Genomic DNA, 17175 nt, shown 5'->3' with positions numbered 1-17175 from the left:
CGCTGGCGCAGGGCAGCCGCGACGCGGGGCCGGTGCGCATCGGCGTGATCGGTTCCGGCCGCATCGGCAGCACGCTTGGCGGGCTATGGGTGAAGGCGGGGCATCCGGTGTTGTTTTCCTCGCGGCATCCGGAGGAGCTCAAGCCGCTGGTCGACAAGCTCGGTCCGCTGGCGCGCGCCGGCACCGTGGCCGAGGCGCTGGCCTATGCCGACGTGATCTTCCTTGCCGTGCCTTACAAGGCGCTGCCCGAGATTGCCGAGCAGAACGCCGGCGCGTTCAACGGCAAGGTGGTGGTGGATGCGACCAACGCCATTCGCCAGCGCGACGGCGCCATTGCCGACGAGGCGCTCGGCAACGGCATCGGCATCACCACGGCGAAGTACCTGCGGGGCGCGCGCGTGGTGCGCGCCTTCAATTTCATGGGTGCCGCCAATTTCGCGAAGGACAACCACCGTGCCGAAGGGCTGCTGGCCGTGCCGATCGCCGCGGACGATCCCGCGGCCTTGCGCGTTGGCGAGCAACTGGTGCGCGACGCCGGCTTCGAGCCGGTGGTGGTGGGCCCGCTGGCCACGGCCGACAGCTTTGCGCCGGGCGGCCCGCTGTTCCACCAGATCGGCTCCGCAGAGGCGATGCGGGCACGCATGGCACAGGAAAGCGGCCGGCCGACGGCGGCGGGCGCGGCGGCGAAGTGAGCGCCGAATTGAGCGCCGCAGTGTGCGCCGAATTGAGCGCGCCGCACCGGCGCCGCGGTGGCCGCGCTTAGCCGCCCACGCCCAGCAGCGCCAGCACGCCCAGCGCCAGGAAGATTGCCGCGGCGATCTTGTGCACCAGCGCGATCGGCATCTTGTTGGCGAAACGGTCGCCGAGCAGCACGGCAGGCGCGTTGGCCAGCATCATGCCGAAGGTGGTGCCTGCCACCACGCCGATGACCTCGCCGCTGAAGCGGGCCGCCAGCGCCACGGTGGCGATCTGCGTCTTGTCGCCCATCTCCGCGAAGAAGAAGGCCACGATGGTGGTGCCGAGGATGCCGAGCGCACCCTTGACCGGCTTGGCCTGCTCGGCGTCGTCGAGCTTGTCGGGGATCAGCATCCAGCCGGCCATGGCGATAAAGCCCACGCCAAGGATCCAGCGCAGGACCTCGGCGCCGAGCATGTGCGTGATCCAGCCGCCGAGCGCGCCGGCAAAACCGTGGTTGACGATGGTCGCGATGAAGATGCCAAGGATGATCGGCAGGGGCTTGCGGTACCGGGCCGCGAGCACGAGGGACAGCAATTGGGTCTTGTCGCCCATTTCAGCGAGGGCGACGATGCCTGTGGAGACGAGGAAGGCTTCCATTTTTATAGGTGATAACCGGGCCGCTGCATCGCGAGATGCCAATGACACACACCTTTCCCGGCCCGGCCAGAAAGGTGATGTCATCGGTCTCGCCAGGCCCTGGAAACAGGCGCCTGGCCCGTTCCGGATGCTGCGCACGCCATAACCGCAAGCGGTCAAGTCTGTTGACGTACGCCCCCGTTTTTCCGCTTCCCGCGTTGCGCGGGTGGTGAAAACGGGGCGGCTACTCCCCAATGGAAGCCCGCATTATGCCAAGGCGGGCCGTGCTCGTCCAGTGCCTCCGCTCACAGCGCAGGGCAATCGCGCCATGTACTCCGTAGCGAGCCAAAGAGAATCCGCTCCCGATAGTGCCTCACATCACCGCGCCATCAGCGCGAACACGCCCCAGCCCAGGTATTCACGCGTGTACGCGGCGTAGCGTTCGGGTGCCGAGGTCAGTTCGGCCCGAACCTCTTTCGCGAAGCCGTCGTCGGGATTCGCTTCGAGCCACCGGCGCATGGTGAGCCACTTGGCCGCCTCGTATCTGTCCCAGCTGTCTTGGTCCGCCAAAACCATTTCCACGACGTCGTAGTCGAGGTCGCCGAAAGACGCGAGAAGTTCTGGAAGCATCAGAAAGTCGGCGATCGAACCGGCAAGGCATCCCTTGGCAACGTCCTCCGTCGGCGGCAACCGCAGCCAGTACGGCTCGCCGATGAGGATGGTCCCTCCGGTGCGCAGGCTCTCCGCCAGAAGTCCGATGGTGCCGACGACTCCCCCACCGATCCAGGTGGCACCGAGACAGGCTGCCACGCCGACCTTTTCGTCGGCGACGTAGCCGGCAGCGTCGCCGTGGATGAACGCGACCTGATTGGCGACGCCGAGTTCTTCAGCGCGCAGTTTCGCTTGCCCGGTGAACAACTGGCTCAGGTCGATACCGGTGCCGATGATTCCGTAATCGCGTGCCCAGGTGCACAGCATCTCGCCCGAACCGCTGCCGAGGTCGAGCACACGGGTCCCCGGTTCCAGGCGCAACGCCGCGCCGAGCGTGGCGAGCTTTTCGGGTGTGAACGGGTTATGGATGCGGTGAGCACTTTCGGTGATGCTGAAGATCCGTGGAATGTCCACTGCAGAGACTCCTTGCGGGCGTGAATGGAATCGGTACACCAATACATCGCGTGATGGCTCTGGTTACAGCGGCACCGGCGCGTTGTCGCTGGTCTGGCGGCCGCGGAAATCGGTCCAGCACAGCGCCTTGAAGTCGTACAGCTTGCAGCGGCGCGCGGTGCCGAAGTACCAGCGCCAGCTGAAGTTCTGGATGATGATGCGGCCCGGCAGCGTCTGCTCCAGCAGGGCCTGGGCGCGCTTGAGGCGGTACAGCGGCACGCTCATGTCCACGTGGTGCGCGGTGTGTTCCATGATGTGATGCAGCGCCGCGCCGATGCCGTAGCGGAAGCGCAGGTGCACGGTGGTGGAGACGAACGGCTGGGCGCGCGCCCACATGGCCTTGGTGTCATACCAGGCCACGCTGGTATGCGTGTGGTGCACATAAAGCACGAAGCCCACCGTGAGGTTCCATACCAGGAAGGGCAGCACGAAACCCAGTCCGACCAGCAGCGCGGCCGACTGGCCGGTGGCCTGCGCCAGCCACGCCAGCGCGCCGATCCAGGCTGCGCCGAACACGGCGACCAGGGTGCAGTCCCACAGGAAGATGGCGCGCCGCGTCGGCATCTGGCGGCGGCTCGGGAAGAACATCTTGCACCACCAGATCTCCACCAGGTAGTACAGCCCGGCGCCGAAGCCGGTGCGGTAGATGCGTTCCATCGCGCGGCGCCAGCGCGGCAGCGCCCGGAACTCCTCGAGCGAGTACGGCGCCCACACGAAGTCGAAGCCCTTGAGGTTGGAATAGCCGTGGTGCACCACGTTGTGGCCGACTTCCCACAGGCTGTAGGGCGTCAGCGAAGGCAGGAAGGTCAGCCGCCCGAGCCACTTGTTGAGGCCGCGCCGCGGCGTCAGGCTCTGGTGGCAGGCGTCGTGGCCGATGATGAACAGGCGGGCGATGATGAGGCCCGTCACCACGCCGGCGGCCGTCTTGGCCAGCCAGTGGGAAAACAGCACCACGCCGGCCAGCGCCGCGGCGAACAGCACGGTGTCGAGCGCGAACAGCACCAGCGCGCGCGGCGTGCTGCGCGCCGTGATCGGGATCATCCAGCTGCGGATGACCTTGCGGGGGGGCAGCGCAGCGTCGGGGGAAACCGGTTCGGGAAAGGGAATTTGCTGTGAGACGGTCATGGCACCTTCAGTTGTCGAACGCTTGGAATGGAACTGGGCGATAAGCGGCCACATAAGGCCAAGATTGCGACAGCTTAGAAGGGATGTATGACGAGGGTGTTGACTGGCGTCAAAAAGAGCACGGCGGCTCCCGCCCGGGAGGCGGAAGCGCCGCTTCGGTGCGCCGTTTCAGTGCGCCGCGCGCGCCGTGGCGCCGGCTTCCTCGCCCATCACATAGACCTCGCCGATGACGCGGTCGTCGCCGAGCATGGCGAAGGCGAAGAGTTGTTCTTCCAGCGTCTCCGAGCGTTCGCTGCGGCGCGCGATGAGGGGCGTGGCCTGCGGGTCGAGCACGATGAAGTCGGCTTCGCAGCCGGGCGCGAAGCTGCCCACGCGCTCGCTCCAGCCGAGCGCGTCGGCGGCGGCGCGGGTGGCCAGGTAGAACATGCGCAGCGCGGTCAGGTGATAGCCGCCCATGCGCGCGACCTTGTGCGCGGCGTTCATGGTGCGCAGCATCGAGAACGAGGTGCCACCGCCGACGTCGGTGGCCAGGGTCACCTTGAGGCGGTTGGCGTCGGACTGGTGGAAGTCGTAGAAGCCGCTGCCCAGGAACAGGTTGGAGGTAGGGCAGTGCGCCACGGCGGCGCCGCTGTCGGACAGGCGGCGGCGGTCGTCCTGGTCCAGGTAGATGGCGTGGCCATAGAGGGCGCCGGGGCGCAGCAGGCCGTAGCGGTCGTAGACGTCCAGGTAGCTGCGCGCCTGCGGGAACAGCTCGGCCACCCATTTCACCTCGTCGCGGTTCTCCGCCACGTGGGTCTGGATGAAGGCGTCCGGGTAGGCGCGGGCGAGCTCGCCGCAGGCGGCCAGCTGGGCTTCGGTGGAGGTCGGCGCGAAGCGCGGCGTGATGGCGTAGGACAGGCGGTTCTTGCCGTGCCAGCGCGACAGCAGGTCGGCCGAGTCGCGCGCGCCGGATTCGGCGGTGTCACGCAGGAACTCGGGGCAGTTGCGGTCCATCATGACCTTGCCGGTGACCATGCGCAGGTTGCGGCGGTCGGCTTCGGCGAACAGCGCGTCGGCCGAGGCGGCATGCACGGTGCTCCAGGCCACCGCGCTGGTGGTGCCGTTGCGCAGCAGTTCGTCGGTGAAGAAGCTGGCCACCGCGGCGGCGTATTCGGGCTCCGCGAAGCGGCGCTCTTCCGGGAAGGTGTAGGTCTCCAGCCAGTGCAGCAGGCCGGGCGAGGGCGAGGCGATGATGTCGGTCTGCGGGAAGTGCACGTGCGTGTCGATGAAGCCCGGCACGATCAGCTTGCCGCGGCGGTCGACGATCTGGGCGCCGGCCGGGATCTGCGCGGCCAGTTCGGCGTAGGCGCCGGCGGCAACGATATGTCCCGCGGTGACGATCAGCACCCCGTCTTCCCAATACTGATACGCGTCTTCATGGAACTGGGGATCGCGCAGGAAGTGCAGCACGCGGCCACGGATGGCGCGGGTGATGGCTTGGGTGGGGGGAGTGGTCGTCATGTCGATGTCTCGTGGTGCGCCGGCGCGCGGACCAGGGTCGGCGCGCCGGCATCTTGGTGTAAGCCGCGCTTCAGGCCGGGGCGGCCGCGGCGGGCAGGGGGGATCGCCAGAAGTGGTCGACTTCGGCGAGGAAGGCGGCCTTCTGCGTGGCGGGCAGGAAGGACGCCTCGAAACTGTTGCGGGCCAGCACATGGCCGTCGGCCGCGGTGAGCGGCATGGCCTCGAAGGTGGCTTCCCAGTTGGCGTTCATGTAGCCGCCGAAATAGGCGGGATCGTCCGAGTGCAGCGTCACCATCACGCCGGCATCGAGCAGGCGCTTGAGCGAGTGGTCGCGCAGGTCGGGGTAGACCTTGAGCTTCTGGTTGGACAGCGGGCACACGGTCAGCGCCACGCGCTCGCGCGCCAGGCGCTCGACCAGCGCCGCGTCGTCGATGGCGCGCACGCCGTGGTCGATGCGCTCGACCTTGAGGATATCGAGCGCGTCGGTCACGTACTGCGCCGGGCCTTCCTCGCCGGCGTGCGCCACCAGGTGCAGGCCCAGCTCGCGGGCGCGGGCAAAGACGCGCGCGAACTTCTCCGGCGGATTGCCCTGCTCCGAGGAGTCGAGGCCCACGCCGACGAAGCGGTCGCGGTAGGGCAGCGCGGCTTCCAGCGTGGCGAAGGCGTCTTCCTCCGACAGGTGGCGCAGGAAGCAGAGGATCAGGCTGCTGGAGAAGTCGAACTGGGTGCGGGCCTGGGCCAGCGCGTCGGAGATGCCGTCGATCACCACGCCGATCGGCACGCCGCGCTCGGTGTGGGTCTGCGGGTCGAAGAAGATCTCGGCATGGCGCACGTTGTCGGCCACCGCGCGCTGCACGTAGGCGATCGTCATGTCGAAGAAATCGTCTTCGGTCAGCAGCACGCTGGCGCCGGCGTAATAGATGTCCAGGAAGGATTGCAGGTCGGTGAAGGCATAGGCCTCGCGCAGCGCTTCCACGCTGGCGTAGGGCAGCGTCACCTTGTTGTGCTGGGCCAGCCGGAAGATCAGTTCGGGCTCGAGGGTGCCTTCGATATGGACATGCAGTTCCGCCTTGGGGCTGAGGCGAATACGGTCGGCGAGCGCGGCATCGAGCGTCATGGGGTTCCTTTTGCGGTTCTGGTTTGCGTCGTCCCCGCCGCTTCGCCGCTGCGTGCCGCGCTCAGCGCGCCCAGATGGGCGAGGCGCTGGTCGCGGACCTGCAGCAGCTGGGCGACGATGGCAACCGCAATCATAGCCGGAGCCTTGTCCGTGATGCCGGAGACGCCCATCGGGCATGTCATTTCCGGGAAGCGCGCCGGGTCGATGCCGTGCTCGGCCATGCGGTGTTCGAAGCGCGCGCGCTTGGTCTTGGAGCCGATCAGGCCGAAGTAAGCAAAGTCGTCGCGCCGCAGGATGCGCTCGCACAGCGCCTGGTCCAGCGCGTGGCTGTGCGTCATGACCAGGAAATAGGCGCCGGGGGGTGCGGTGTCGACCACCGCTTCCGGCGTATCGGTGGCTTCCGCGATCACATTGGCGGGCAGGCCGGGCGGGAACAGGGTGTCGCGTTCGTCCACCCAGTGCACGCGGCACGGCAGGCTGGCCAGCAGCGTGACCAGTGCATGGCCGACATGGCCGGCGCCGAACAGCACGATCTGCAGTTCGTCGGGCACCATGGTGTCGGTCAGGCTGCCGTCCTTGTTCAGCGTGACCGAGGGCAGCAGCGCCGCCGCCGGCGCGTGCCGCACCGGACCCGCGGCCGGTACCGTGCGCGCCAGCGAGCGGCCGCCGGCGAAGGCTTCCTGCACCGCGTCCAGCCACGGCAGGTCGGCTTCGCCCAGCACCTCGAAGGCGAGTTGCACCACGCCGCCGCAGCATTGCCCCAGCGCCGGCCCCAGCGGAATGCGCACCAGCTGGCGCGCCGGCGCGCCGCCGGCCAGCATGTCGCGTGCGATCTCCATGCCGCGCCATTCGAGATGGCCGCCGCCGATGGTGCCCACCAGGTCGTCGGCGGTCACCAGCATGCGGATGCCGGCCTCGCGCGGGGCGGAGCCTTTGACCTCGGCGATGGTGACCATCGCCACCGGCACGCCGGCGCGCACGCAGCGGATGGCGTCGGCGAAACGGAAGGGTTTGAGCGGGGCGTCCTGCATGATGTGCCTTCCTACTGTGCTGCCGGCGCGCACGCCTGCGTTGCCCGCACCGCGTCCACGGCATCGAGGATCGCTTCGCTGGTGGCCGGCGCCACCAGCGGCGGGTTGACCTGGTACTCGCCCACGCTTGCCACCGCATCGCGGATGGCGAAGAACACCGAGAAGGGCAGCAGCAGCGGTGGCTCGCCGACCGCCTTGGAGCGGTGGATGCTGTCTTCCACGTTGCGGTTGTCGAACAGCCGCACGGTGAAGCTCTCCGGGCAGTCGTTGACGGTGGGGATCTTGTAGGTGGAGGGGGCATGCGTCATCAGCTTGCCGTCCTTGTTCCACCACAGCTCCTCGGTGGTCAGCCAGCCCATGCCCTGGATGAAGGCACCCTCCACCTGGCCGATGTCGATGGCCGGGTTGAGCGAGCGGCCCGCGTCGTGCAGCACGTCGGCCTGCAGCAGTTTCCATTCGCCGGTCAGCGTGTCCACCAGCACCTCGGAGCAGGCCGCGCCGTAGGCGAAGTAATAGAACGGGCGGCCGTGGAGCTTGGACTGGTCCCAGTACAGCTTGGGCGTGGTGTAGAAGCCGTCCGACCACAACTGCACGCGCGCCACGTACGCCTGGCGGGCCAGGTCGCTGAAGTCCAGGCGCAGCTCGCCGGCCACCACCAGGTCGTCGCCGAAGCTCACGCTGTCCGCATCCACGCCGGCCTGGCGCGCGGCAAAGGCAGCCAGGCGCTCGCGGATCTGGCGCGCGGCGTCCTGCGCGGCCTTGCCGTTGAGGTCCGAGCCGGTGGAGGCGGCGGTAGCCGACGTGTTGGCCACCTTGCTGGTGTCGGTGGCGGTCACGCGCACGCGCTCCAGACGGATGCCCAGCTCGTGCGCGACCACCATCGCCACCTTGGTGTTGAGGCCCTGGCCCATCTCGGTGCCGCCGTGGTTCACCAGCACCGAGCCGTCGTTGTACACGTGCACCAGCGCGCCGGCCTGGTTGAAGTGCGCCACGTTGAACGAGATGCCGAATTTCACCGGGGTGATGGCGATGCCTTTCTTGAGCACCGGGCTGGCGGCGTTGAACGCGCGCGTGGCGGCGCGGCGCTCGCGGTAGGCGCTGGTCGCCTCGAGTTCGTCGAGCAGTTCATGGATGACGTTGTCTTCCACGGTCTGGCCGTAGGGCGTCACGTTGCGCTCGGTCTTGCCGTACAGGTTGGCGCGGCGCACGTCGAGCGAATCGCGGCCGACGGTGCGGGCTACGTTGTCGAGGATGTACTCGATGGCGAACGCGCCCTGCGGGCCGCCGAAGCCGCGGAAAGCGGTATTGCTCTGCGTGTTGGTCTTGCCGCAGTAGCCGTCGATCTGCACGTTGGGCAGCCAGTAGGCGTTGTCGAAGTGGCAGATGGCGCGGGTCATCACCGGGCCGGACAGGTCGGCCGAGAAACCGGCGCGCGACACCATTTCCACGGCCACGCCGTCGAGGCGGCCTGCGTCATCGTGGCCGACTTCGAAGTCGAACAAGAAGTCGTGGCGCTTGCCGGTGATCATCATGTCGTCGTCGCGGTCCGGGCGCAGCTTGACCGGGCACAGCAGCTTCCACGCAGCCAGCGCGGCACAGCAGGCGAACATGGCCGACTGCGATTCCTTGCCGCCGAAGCCGCCGCCCATGCGGCGGCATTCCACCAGCACCTGGTGCGCGTGCCAGCCCAGCATATGCGCCACCGCGTGCTGCATCTCGGTGGGGTGCTGGGTGGAACACCAGACGTGCATGCCGTCGTTTTCCTTGGGCGCGGCGTAGGCGATCTGGCCTTCCAGGTAGAACTGCTCCTGGCCGCCCAGGCGGATATGGCCGCGCTCGCGGTGCGCGGCGGCGGCGATCTGGCTGGCCGGCTCGCCGCGCGTCAGGTGCATCGGCGGCAGCACATAGCTGCCGGCCTGGTGCGCGGCTTCGGGCGACAGCACCGGGGCGAGGTCCTCGTATTCGATCACGCCCAGGCGGGCGGCGCGGCGCGCGGCGTCGTGCGAGGTGGCCACCACCACGAACACGGGCTGGCCAATGAACTGCACCAGGCCGGTGGCGAGGATCGGATCGTCGTGGATGATCGGGCCGCAATCGTTGGACGCGGGGATGTCGTCGGCGGTCAGCACGGCCACCACGCCCGGCGCGGCACGCACCTTGTCGAGCGAGATCGACCTGATGCGGGCATGGGCGCGCGCGCTCATGCCGAGCGCGGCGTGCAGGGTGCCCGCCAGCTCGGGGATGTCGTCGGTGTAGGTGGCGGTGCCCGCCACGTGCAGGTGCGCCGATTCGTGCGGGCGCGAGATGCCGACCTGCGGCGTGGCGATGGCGGTGCGGGCCTCGCTGTCGGGATCGAGTGCGGGATCGAGCAGGAAGGGTTCGGTTTGCTTGTTCATGGTGCCGATCTCTCCTTAAGCGATGGCCAGGGCCTGGCCGGCGCCGGGCGCGCGGACATTGACGGCGGACGCCGGCAACGCGTCGGCGCGTGTTTCCAGCCAGAAGCGGTACAGCAGGTTGGCGGCGCCGCGGCTGCGGTAGGCAGCGGTGGCGCGCATATCGCTCAGCGGGGTGTAGTCCTGCGCCAGTTCGGCCATGGCGGCGCGCACGGTGGGTTCGGTCCACGGCTGGCCGAGCAGCGCGGCCTCGGTGCGGGCACCGCGCTTGGGCGTGGCGGCCATGCCGCCGAAGGCCACGCGCGCATCCGTGACGACGCCGTCCGCCAGCGTGACCGCGAAGGCGGCGCACACCGCGGAAATGTCCTCGTCGAAGCGCTTGGATAGCTTGTACGTGCGGAAATGCTGCGGGGCCGCCAGCGGCACGCGCAGGCCCGCGACGAATTCGCCCTCGGCCATGGCGGTCTTCTGGTAAGCGAGGTAGAGGTCTTCCAGCGCCAGCGTGCGGCGCACCTCGCCGCGCTGCAGCACCACTTCGGTGCCGAGCGCGATCAGCGCGGGCATGGAGTCGCCGATCGGCGAGCCATTGGCGATATTGCCGCCGAGCGTGCCGGCGTTGCGGATCGGCAGCGAGGCGAAGCGCTTCCACATCTCGCGCAGCTCGGGGTGGGCCGTGTCGAGCGCGGCGTAGGCGCGTTCCAGCGACACGCCCGCGCCGATCTCCACGGCGCCGCCGGCTTCGCGGATGTCCTGCAGGTCGGCCACCTGGCCCACATACAGCAGGTTGCCCAGCTCGCGGAACTGCTTGGTAACCCACAGCCCGACATCGGTGCTGCCGGCCAGGATGCGGGTGCCGGGCTCGGCCGCCTTGATGGCGGCGAAGGCCGAAGCCGTGCGCGGCGCGTAGAAATGCTGGCCGCCGGCGCTGTAGTGGAAGGTGTCATCGCGGCGCAGCGAACGCAGCGTCTCGGTGATCTTGCGCGGATCGAGCTTGCTGGCCTGGGGCGCGGGCAGCGCCATCATGCGCTGGCCGGCCTCGATGATGGGGCGGTAGCCGGTGCAGCGGCACAGGTTGCCGGTCAGGGCGTCGCAGATCGTCTCGCGCTCCGGCGCGCGGCCGGTGCCGGCGTCGTCGGCATTCTGCTGGTAGAGTGCCCACAGCGACATCACGAAGCCTGGGGTGCAGAAGCCGCACTGGGAGCCATGGCATTCCACCAGCGCCTGCTGCACCGGGTGCAGCGCGCCGTCGGCCTGGCGCAGGTCTTCCACCGTGATCAGCGCGCGGCCGTCCAGCGTGGGCAGGAACTGGATGCAGGAGTTGACGGCCTTGAATTCGACCTCGCCATCCTCGCGCAGCTCGCCCAGGACCACGGTACAGGCGCCGCAGTCGCCTTCGGCGCAGCCTTCCTTGGTGCCGGTGCAACGCGCGTCCTCGCGCAGGTACTGCAGCACGGTGCGGGTCACGGGCGCGCCGCTGACCTCCTGGACCTGGCCGCGGTGGTAAAAGCGGATGGTTTGCGTCTCCATGGTGTCTTCTCTCTTTGTGATGGGGACAAACATAGCACTCAGGGCGTTCATGCAATATTCAGCCCAGGTGATATGCCCCATCAAGGGGGGAGAGCGTTGCGCCGGCGCCGGCCGCATTTGACCGATGGCGGGGTGCCTGACTTACACTATGCGCCGTTCCCATCCCCCACGCCACTGGCCGCAAAGCGCGCCTGGCGCCCCCTCGCCATGCACGGACGCGACCATCTCGACACCTATTTGCTGCGAGTGCTGCACACGCTGCTGACCGAGCAGAGCGTGACCCGCACGGCGGTCAAGCTGGGCCAGTCCCAGCCGGCGATCAGCAATACGCTCAAGCGCCTGCGCGAGATCACCGGCGACGCAATCCTGGTGCGCGGCAAGAGCGGCATGGTGCCGACCGAACGCGGGCGGGAGCTGCTGCTGCTGGCAGAGCAGAGCCTGGCGGCGATGGACCGCATTGCCCGGCCCCCGCAGCATTTCGACCCGGCCACCACCACGCGCACCTTCCACCTGGGCGCGCCGGACTACCTGGACGCCTTCTTCCTGCCCAATATCGTCGAGCGCGTGCGCCGGCTGGCGCCCGGCGCCAAGCTGTTCGTGCATCCGATGACCTCGTCCAGCGATTTCCTCGACAGCCTGGAGCAGGGGCAACTCGATATCGTGGTGGGAAACTGGCTGTCGCCGCCGGAACACCTGCATATCTCGCCGCTGTTCGACGACGAGGTAGTGTGCATGCTGGGCGCCCAGCACCCGCTGGCGCGCAAGGGCCTCACGCTCAAGCACTATCTGGAAATGCCGCACCTGGCGCCGGCGCCGTATGCGTCGATGCAGCGCAGCATGATCGACCAGGCGCTGGCCGAGCAAGGCTACAAGCGCAATATCCAGGTCACGCTGCCGTACTTCGGGCTGGTCCCCTACGTGCTGATGAAGACCGACATGGTGTTCACCACCGGCCGGCAGTTTGCCGCGCACTACGCGCAATACCTGCCGCTGCGCATGGTGCCGTCGCCGGTGCCGTTTCCGCGCATGCGCTTCTACCAGCTCTGGCACGAGCGCTGCCATGCGGCGCCAGACGTGGTGTGGCTGCGGCGGATGATCGCCGAGGTGGCCGGGGAATTGCCGCAGCTGCCGCAGCTCCCGCGGCTGGACGAAGCGCAGGTCTGAAGCCGCTCGCCGGCCAGGGCGGCGGAGGTGCCCGCCAGCGCCACCATGGCAGCGATGCCGACGGTGATCGGCGCGCGGCCCGGCAAGTGATCGGGATGGCTGGAAGAGTGAACGCCGGCACGGCGGCTTCTTGTCTTTATGTTCGTAGAAACACAATTGCCACAAGGTCGCGAGATCGGTGAGAATGTGGCGGAAGCGATGATTTTCCAGGATTCGGATTGTCCTTGAGCCGCATCCAACTCGTAATTGTGAGAAGCGTTTCATATGACATTTCGCTTTGACCTGTTCCCTGTCGTGGGTGCGGACGACAATCCCCGTGCCAATGCCAAGGTGTTCCAGCTTCTCAAGGCGGTGCGCGAAACCGGTTCCCTGCACCGCGCGGCCCGCGAGATCGGGCTGTCCTATCGCCACGCCTGGGGCGTGATGCGCTCCTGGGAGGATATGCTCGGGCGCGCCATGCTCGACATGGAGCGCGGCCGCGGCGCCTCGCTGACCTTGTTCGGCGAACGGCTGCTGCGCGCCGAAGGGCGCCTGCGGGCCGCCATCGACCCGGTGGTGCAGAAGGCCATGGCGGATTTCCTGGCCGATCTCGACGATACGGCCCAGCCGCAGACACGCATCCGCTTTTCCGGCAGCCATGATCCGGGCATGGAAGTGCTGGCCTCGGCGTTGCATGAAGAAGTCGGCGGACTGCAGCTCGACACGGTGTTCTGCGGCAGCGTGGAAGGACTGATCTGCCTGCAGGAGCGGCAGTCCGAACTGGCCGGCTTCTATGTCTCGCCGATCCAGACCGCCGGCTCGGTGGCCCACGTCACGCTGCGCAAATGGCTGCGCCCGGCCGCGGTGCGCCTGATCCGGCTGGCCTGGCGCGAGCAGGGCCTGATCGTCGCGCCGCAACTGGCGCGCGACATCCGCGATCTGCGCGACCTGGCCCGCAGCGGGGCGCGCTTCGTCAACCGCCAGCGCAGCTCCGGCACGCGCATGCTGTTCGACCAGCTGCTGGCCACGCACGGCCTGTTCCCGGACCAGATCGTCGGCTACGAAACCCCCGAGTTCAGCAACGAGAAAGTGGCGCAAGCCGTGCATGAGGGGCGTGCCGACGTGGGTTTCGGGCTGCGCATGAATGCCGAGGCGCTCGGGCTGGCCTTCGTGCCGCTGACGCGCGAAGCGTATTTCCTGGCGCTGCGCAAGAACGACCAGCTCGCGCCCTGGGCGCACGGACTGCTCGCGCGCATGGCCGAACCGGCCTTTGCCAGGCGCATCGAGGCGCTGCCCGGCTACATCATGGCCGAGCCCCAGCGGATCCTGACCCCGCAGGAGGCCTTGCCCTGGTACCGGCCCGACGGCAAGGAAGGCGGCTAAGGCCCTGATGCTTCCTCCGGGCTGTTTGCCCGGTGCCGTATTACACTGCTTGCAGCGGCTGGCGCGCCTGCCGGCCGCTCCCGCCGTGCAAGGAGTGTCATGCTAGAAACGGCCGCGCTGGCAGCGGGCTTGTCCTGGACCAGCGGATTCCGCCTTTACCTGGCCGTGTTCACGGCCGGCGCGCTGGGACGCGCGGGCTGGCTGCACCTCCCCGCGGGGCTGCAGGCGCTGGAGTCATGGTGGGTCATCGCGCTCGCCGCGGTGCTGGCGCTGGCCGAGTTCGTAGCCGACAAGGTGCCGGGCTTCGACTCGTTCTGGGATAGCATCCAGACCTTCATCCGCATTCCCGCCGGCGCGATCCTGGCCGCTGCCGCCTTCGGCCAGCTCGATCCGCAGTGGATGGTGGCCGCGGGCCTGGTCGGCGGCACGCTGGCTGGCACGGCGCATGCGGCCAAGGCCGGCACGCGCGCGCTCATCAATGTATCGCCGGAGCCGTTTTCGAACTGGGCGGCCTCGCTGAGCGAAGATGTCGCCGCCGGCGGCGGGCTGTTGCTGGCGTTCTTCTTGCCGGTGGTCTTCCTGGTGGTGCTGGCGCTGCTGTTGCTGGTGGCGATATGGCTGCTGCCCAAGCTGTGGCGTGGCCTGCGCCGCCTGCGCGAGGCGCTTGCCAAGCGCGCGGCGCCCGCGGTGGCGGCGCGGCGCGAGCCCAGGCGCTAGCGCGCCCATGCGGCCCGGTGCCCCGCCAGGCTCACCGCATCGACGCAGGGATGAATACCCGGCGGCCTGCCGCGCAGGCCGCCTCAACGTATGTGCACGGACAACTGACTGATGCCTTCAGAAATGGATTCGGCTGCCGCGATTTCCGGCGCTATCTTGCCCTCGCCGCGCTTCTCCGCCTGGCGCCAGGCACTGCGCATGGCGCGCCGCGACTGGCGCGCGGGCGAGTTGTACCTGCTGCTGTTCGCCCTGGTGCTTGCGGTGGCGGCACTGAGCAGCGTGGGCTTCCTGGCCGACCGCATGCGGCTTGGACTGGAGCGCGACGCGCGCCAGATGATTGCATCTGACGTGCTGATCGTGAGCGACCAGCCCTTCGATGCGACTTTCGCCGGCCGCGCCGCGCAAGCCGGGCTGGCCGTCGCGCGCACTGTCACCTTTCCCAGCATGGCGACCGCGCGCAAGGCAGGGGCGCCGGCCGCCGGTGCCGCCGCGCCGGCAGAGGCTCCGTCGCAACTGGCCGCGCTCAAGGCCGTCGGTCCCGGTTATCCGCTGCGCGGCCAGGTCAAGGTGGCCGCCGCGCGCGGTGGCGAGGAGGCCGCGGCCACGGGCATTCCCGCGCCGGGCACGGTGTGGGTGGACGAAGCCTTGCTCGATTCGCTCGGCGTGTCGCTTGGCGACACCATCCAGCTCGGCAGCCGCGGCTTTCGCATCGAACGCATCATCACGCAGGAACTGGACCGTGGCGCGGGCTTCATGAACTTCGCGCCGCGCGTGATGCTGCCGCTGTCGGACCTGGACGCGACCGGGCTGGTGGGGTGGGGTAGCCGCGTGACCTACCGCTTGCTGGTGGCCGGTCCCGACGCTGCCGCGCAGGCCTACCAGCAGTGGGCCGAGGCCGAGATCGGCAAGCGCGGCCTGCGCAACACGCGCGTGGAGTCGCTCGAATCGGGCCAGCCGCAGATGCGCGCCACGCTGGATCGCGCCGAGCGTTTCTTGTCGCTGGTGGCGGTGCTGTCGGCGATGATCGCCGCGGTGGCGATCGCCATGTCGGCGCGCCGCTACATGCAGCGCCATACCGATGCCTGCGCGGTGTACAAGTGCATGGGCCTGTCGCGCCGTGACATCCTGCTGGCCTTCGCGCTGGAGTTCCTGCTGCTGGGCGTGGGCGGGGCGGTGAGCGGCGTGGTGCTGGGCTACCTGGCGCACTATGGCCTGCTGCTTTCGCTGGGCAAGCTGCTTACCGTGACGCTGCCGCAGCCTTCCTTCGTGCCTGCGCTGGTCGGCCTGCTGGCCGGCATGGTGCTGCTGGCGGGATTTGCCCTGCCGCCGCTGCTCGCGCTCACGCGCGTATCGCCGCTGCGCGTGCTGCGGCGCGACCTCGGCGCGCCGCCGGTGTCCACCTGGATTGCCTACGGGCTCGGCCTCGGCGCCTTCGTGGCGCTGCTGCTGGTGGCCGCGCGCGACCTCAAGCTCGGCCTGACCACGGCCGGCGGCTTCGTCGGCGCCGGCGTGGTGTTCGCGCTGCTGGCGCTGGGGCTGCTGAGCCTGCTGGCGCGTCTGATGCGCGGGCGCACCCTGGCGCGCGGCAGCGTGGGCTGGCGCTTCGCGCTGGCGGTGCTGGAACGGCGCCGCGCCGTGACGGTGCTGCAGACGGTGGCATTGGCGGTGGGCCTGATGGCGCTGCTGCTGCTGGGCATGACCCGCAACGACCTGATCGCCTCGTGGCGCAACGCAACGCCGGCGGACGCGCCCAACCGCTTCATCATCAATATCCAGCCGGACCAGCGGGCGCCGCTGGCCGGCATGCTGTCGCATGCAGGCATCGCCGATTTGCTGTACCCGATGGTACGCGGGCGGCTGACGCATATCGGCGGCCATCCGGTGCGCGCCGAGCGCTACCCTGACGGGCGCGCCCGCAACCTGGTCGAGCGCGAGTTCAACCTGTCATACACGGACAGCCTGCCGGCCGGCAACCGCGTGGTGGCCGGCAACTGGCTGGCCGGCGGCCGCGAGGCCGGCGCCTCGGTGGAGGAAGGCATCGCCAAGACCCTCGGCATCCGGCTGGGCGACACCCTGCGCTTCGATGTGGCGGGGCAGGCGGTGGAGGCGCCGGTCACTTCGCTGCGCAAGCTCGACTGGGGCTCGATGCGCGTGAATTTCTTCGTGATCCTGCCGCCCGCCGCCATGCAAGGCCTGCCGCAGACCTACATCACCGCCTTCCACCTGCCGGCCAGCCAGTCGGCGCTCGGCAACCGGCTGGTGGCATCCTTCCCCAATATCACGGTGGTCAACACCGACCTGATCCTGCGCCAGGTCCAGGAAGTGCTCGACCAGGTGATCGCCGCAGTCGAGTTCCTGTTCGTGTTCACGCTGGCGGCCGGCGTGACGGTGCTCTACGCGGCGCTTTCCGGCGCGCGCGACGAACGCAAGCGCGACGCCGGCCTGCTCAAGGCGCTGGGCGCGTCCGCCGCCGTGGTGCGGCAGACGCAATATGCCGAGTTCCTCGTGGTAGGCGGCCTGGCGGGGCTGCTGGCCAGCCTGGGCGCGATCGCGGTGGGCTGGGGCTTGTCGCAGTTCGTGTTCGATTTCCCCTACCGCTTCAACGGCTGGATCGTGCCGGCCGGCGTGCTTTCTGGCATGCTGTGCGCTTTCGCGGGAGGCTGGCTGGGTTTGCGCGAGGTGCTGAGACAGCCCGCGCTGGCCACGCTGCGCGAGACCTGAACGCCGCGTGTGCGCATGTTCTGCGGCGCACCCCGCGCAC

The 17175-nt window shown here is 68.9% G+C and carries 13 protein-coding genes and 1 riboswitch; of the genes, 5 read left to right on the top strand and 8 right to left on the bottom strand.

Annotation, left to right across the window (positions count from 1 at the left end; translation table 11 throughout):
* The coding region (locus AC1DKV_RS17825) for an NADPH-dependent F420 reductase (RefSeq protein ID WP_477137717.1) at window positions 1–692 on the top strand (692 nt) is incomplete at its 5' end.
* A 67-nt stretch (window positions 693–759) separates the two neighbouring features.
* Here AC1DKV_RS17825 and AC1DKV_RS17820 read toward each other — a convergent pair.
* The 8 genes from AC1DKV_RS17820 to xdhA form a co-directional block, all read right to left on the bottom strand.
* Window positions 760–1335 carry a TMEM165/GDT1 family protein gene (locus tag AC1DKV_RS17820; RefSeq protein WP_441612365.1) on the bottom strand — a complete coding sequence of 192 codons (576 nt, stop codon included), beginning with the start codon at window positions 1333–1335 and terminating at the stop codon, window positions 760–762.
* A gap of 79 nt (window positions 1336–1414) precedes the next feature.
* Window positions 1415–1579, bottom strand: a riboswitch (yybP-ykoY riboswitch).
* A 113-nt stretch (window positions 1580–1692) separates the two neighbouring features.
* Window positions 1693–2439 (bottom strand): SAM-dependent methyltransferase, encoded by a 747-nt coding sequence (locus AC1DKV_RS17815; RefSeq protein ID WP_441612363.1) that lies wholly within the window; start codon window positions 2437–2439, stop codon window positions 1693–1695.
* Window positions 2440–2502: 63 nt separating this feature from the next.
* Window positions 2503–3603: a fatty acid desaturase gene (locus tag AC1DKV_RS17810; RefSeq protein WP_441612362.1), complete on the bottom strand. Its 1101-nt coding sequence runs from the start codon at window positions 3601–3603 to the stop codon at window positions 2503–2505.
* 168 nt (window positions 3604–3771) lie between these two features.
* On the bottom strand, window positions 3772–5103 hold the full coding sequence (guaD, locus tag AC1DKV_RS17805; protein WP_441612361.1) for a guanine deaminase: 1332 nt from the start codon (window positions 5101–5103) through the stop codon (window positions 3772–3774).
* Between the two features lie 70 nt (window positions 5104–5173).
* Complete coding sequence (locus AC1DKV_RS17800) at window positions 5174–6220, bottom strand: adenosine deaminase (protein WP_441612360.1); 1047 nt, start codon at window positions 6218–6220, stop codon at window positions 5174–5176.
* On the bottom strand, window positions 6217–7251 hold the full coding sequence (gene xdhC / locus AC1DKV_RS17795) for a xanthine dehydrogenase accessory protein XdhC (RefSeq protein ID WP_441612359.1): 1035 nt from the start codon (window positions 7249–7251) through the stop codon (window positions 6217–6219). Before xdhC ends, AC1DKV_RS17800 begins: the two co-directional genes overlap by 4 nt.
* Before the next feature lie 11 nt (window positions 7252–7262).
* The gene (gene xdhB, locus AC1DKV_RS17790; RefSeq protein WP_441612358.1) at window positions 7263–9647 is read right to left on the bottom strand and encodes a xanthine dehydrogenase molybdopterin binding subunit; all 2385 of its coding nucleotides are present in this window, start codon (window positions 9645–9647) and stop codon (window positions 7263–7265) included.
* A 15-nt stretch (window positions 9648–9662) separates the two neighbouring features.
* A complete protein-coding gene (gene xdhA, locus AC1DKV_RS17785) occupies window positions 9663–11171 on the bottom strand; it encodes a xanthine dehydrogenase small subunit (protein WP_441612357.1) in 1509 nt (502 codons plus the stop codon).
* Between the two features lie 207 nt (window positions 11172–11378).
* On the opposite strand from xdhA, the gene AC1DKV_RS17780 reads away from it, so the two are divergent.
* The 4 genes from AC1DKV_RS17780 to AC1DKV_RS17765 all read left to right on the top strand — a co-directional run bounded on the left by AC1DKV_RS17780 (window position 11379) and on the right by AC1DKV_RS17765 (window position 17135).
* The gene (locus tag AC1DKV_RS17780) at window positions 11379–12335 is read left to right on the top strand and encodes a LysR substrate-binding domain-containing protein (RefSeq protein ID WP_441612356.1); all 957 of its coding nucleotides are present in this window, start codon (window positions 11379–11381) and stop codon (window positions 12333–12335) included.
* Between the two features lie 264 nt (window positions 12336–12599).
* Window positions 12600–13697 (top strand): substrate-binding domain-containing protein, encoded by a 1098-nt coding sequence (locus AC1DKV_RS17775; protein ID WP_477137716.1) that lies wholly within the window; start codon window positions 12600–12602, stop codon window positions 13695–13697.
* Window positions 13698–13796: 99 nt separating this feature from the next.
* Entirely contained in the window at window positions 13797–14414 is a 618-nt protein-coding gene (locus AC1DKV_RS17770; RefSeq protein WP_441612354.1) for a DUF4126 domain-containing protein, read from the top strand.
* A gap of 111 nt (window positions 14415–14525) precedes the next feature.
* Window positions 14526–17135, top strand: a complete 2610-nt coding sequence (locus AC1DKV_RS17765) for an ABC transporter permease (RefSeq protein ID WP_441612353.1) — start codon at window positions 14526–14528, stop codon at window positions 17133–17135.
* Window positions 17136–17175: the final 40 nt, after the last annotated feature.

Source organism: Cupriavidus sp. 05T41 (assembly GCF_056396525.1).
This window is presented reverse-complemented; position numbering and strand designations above follow the sequence as displayed.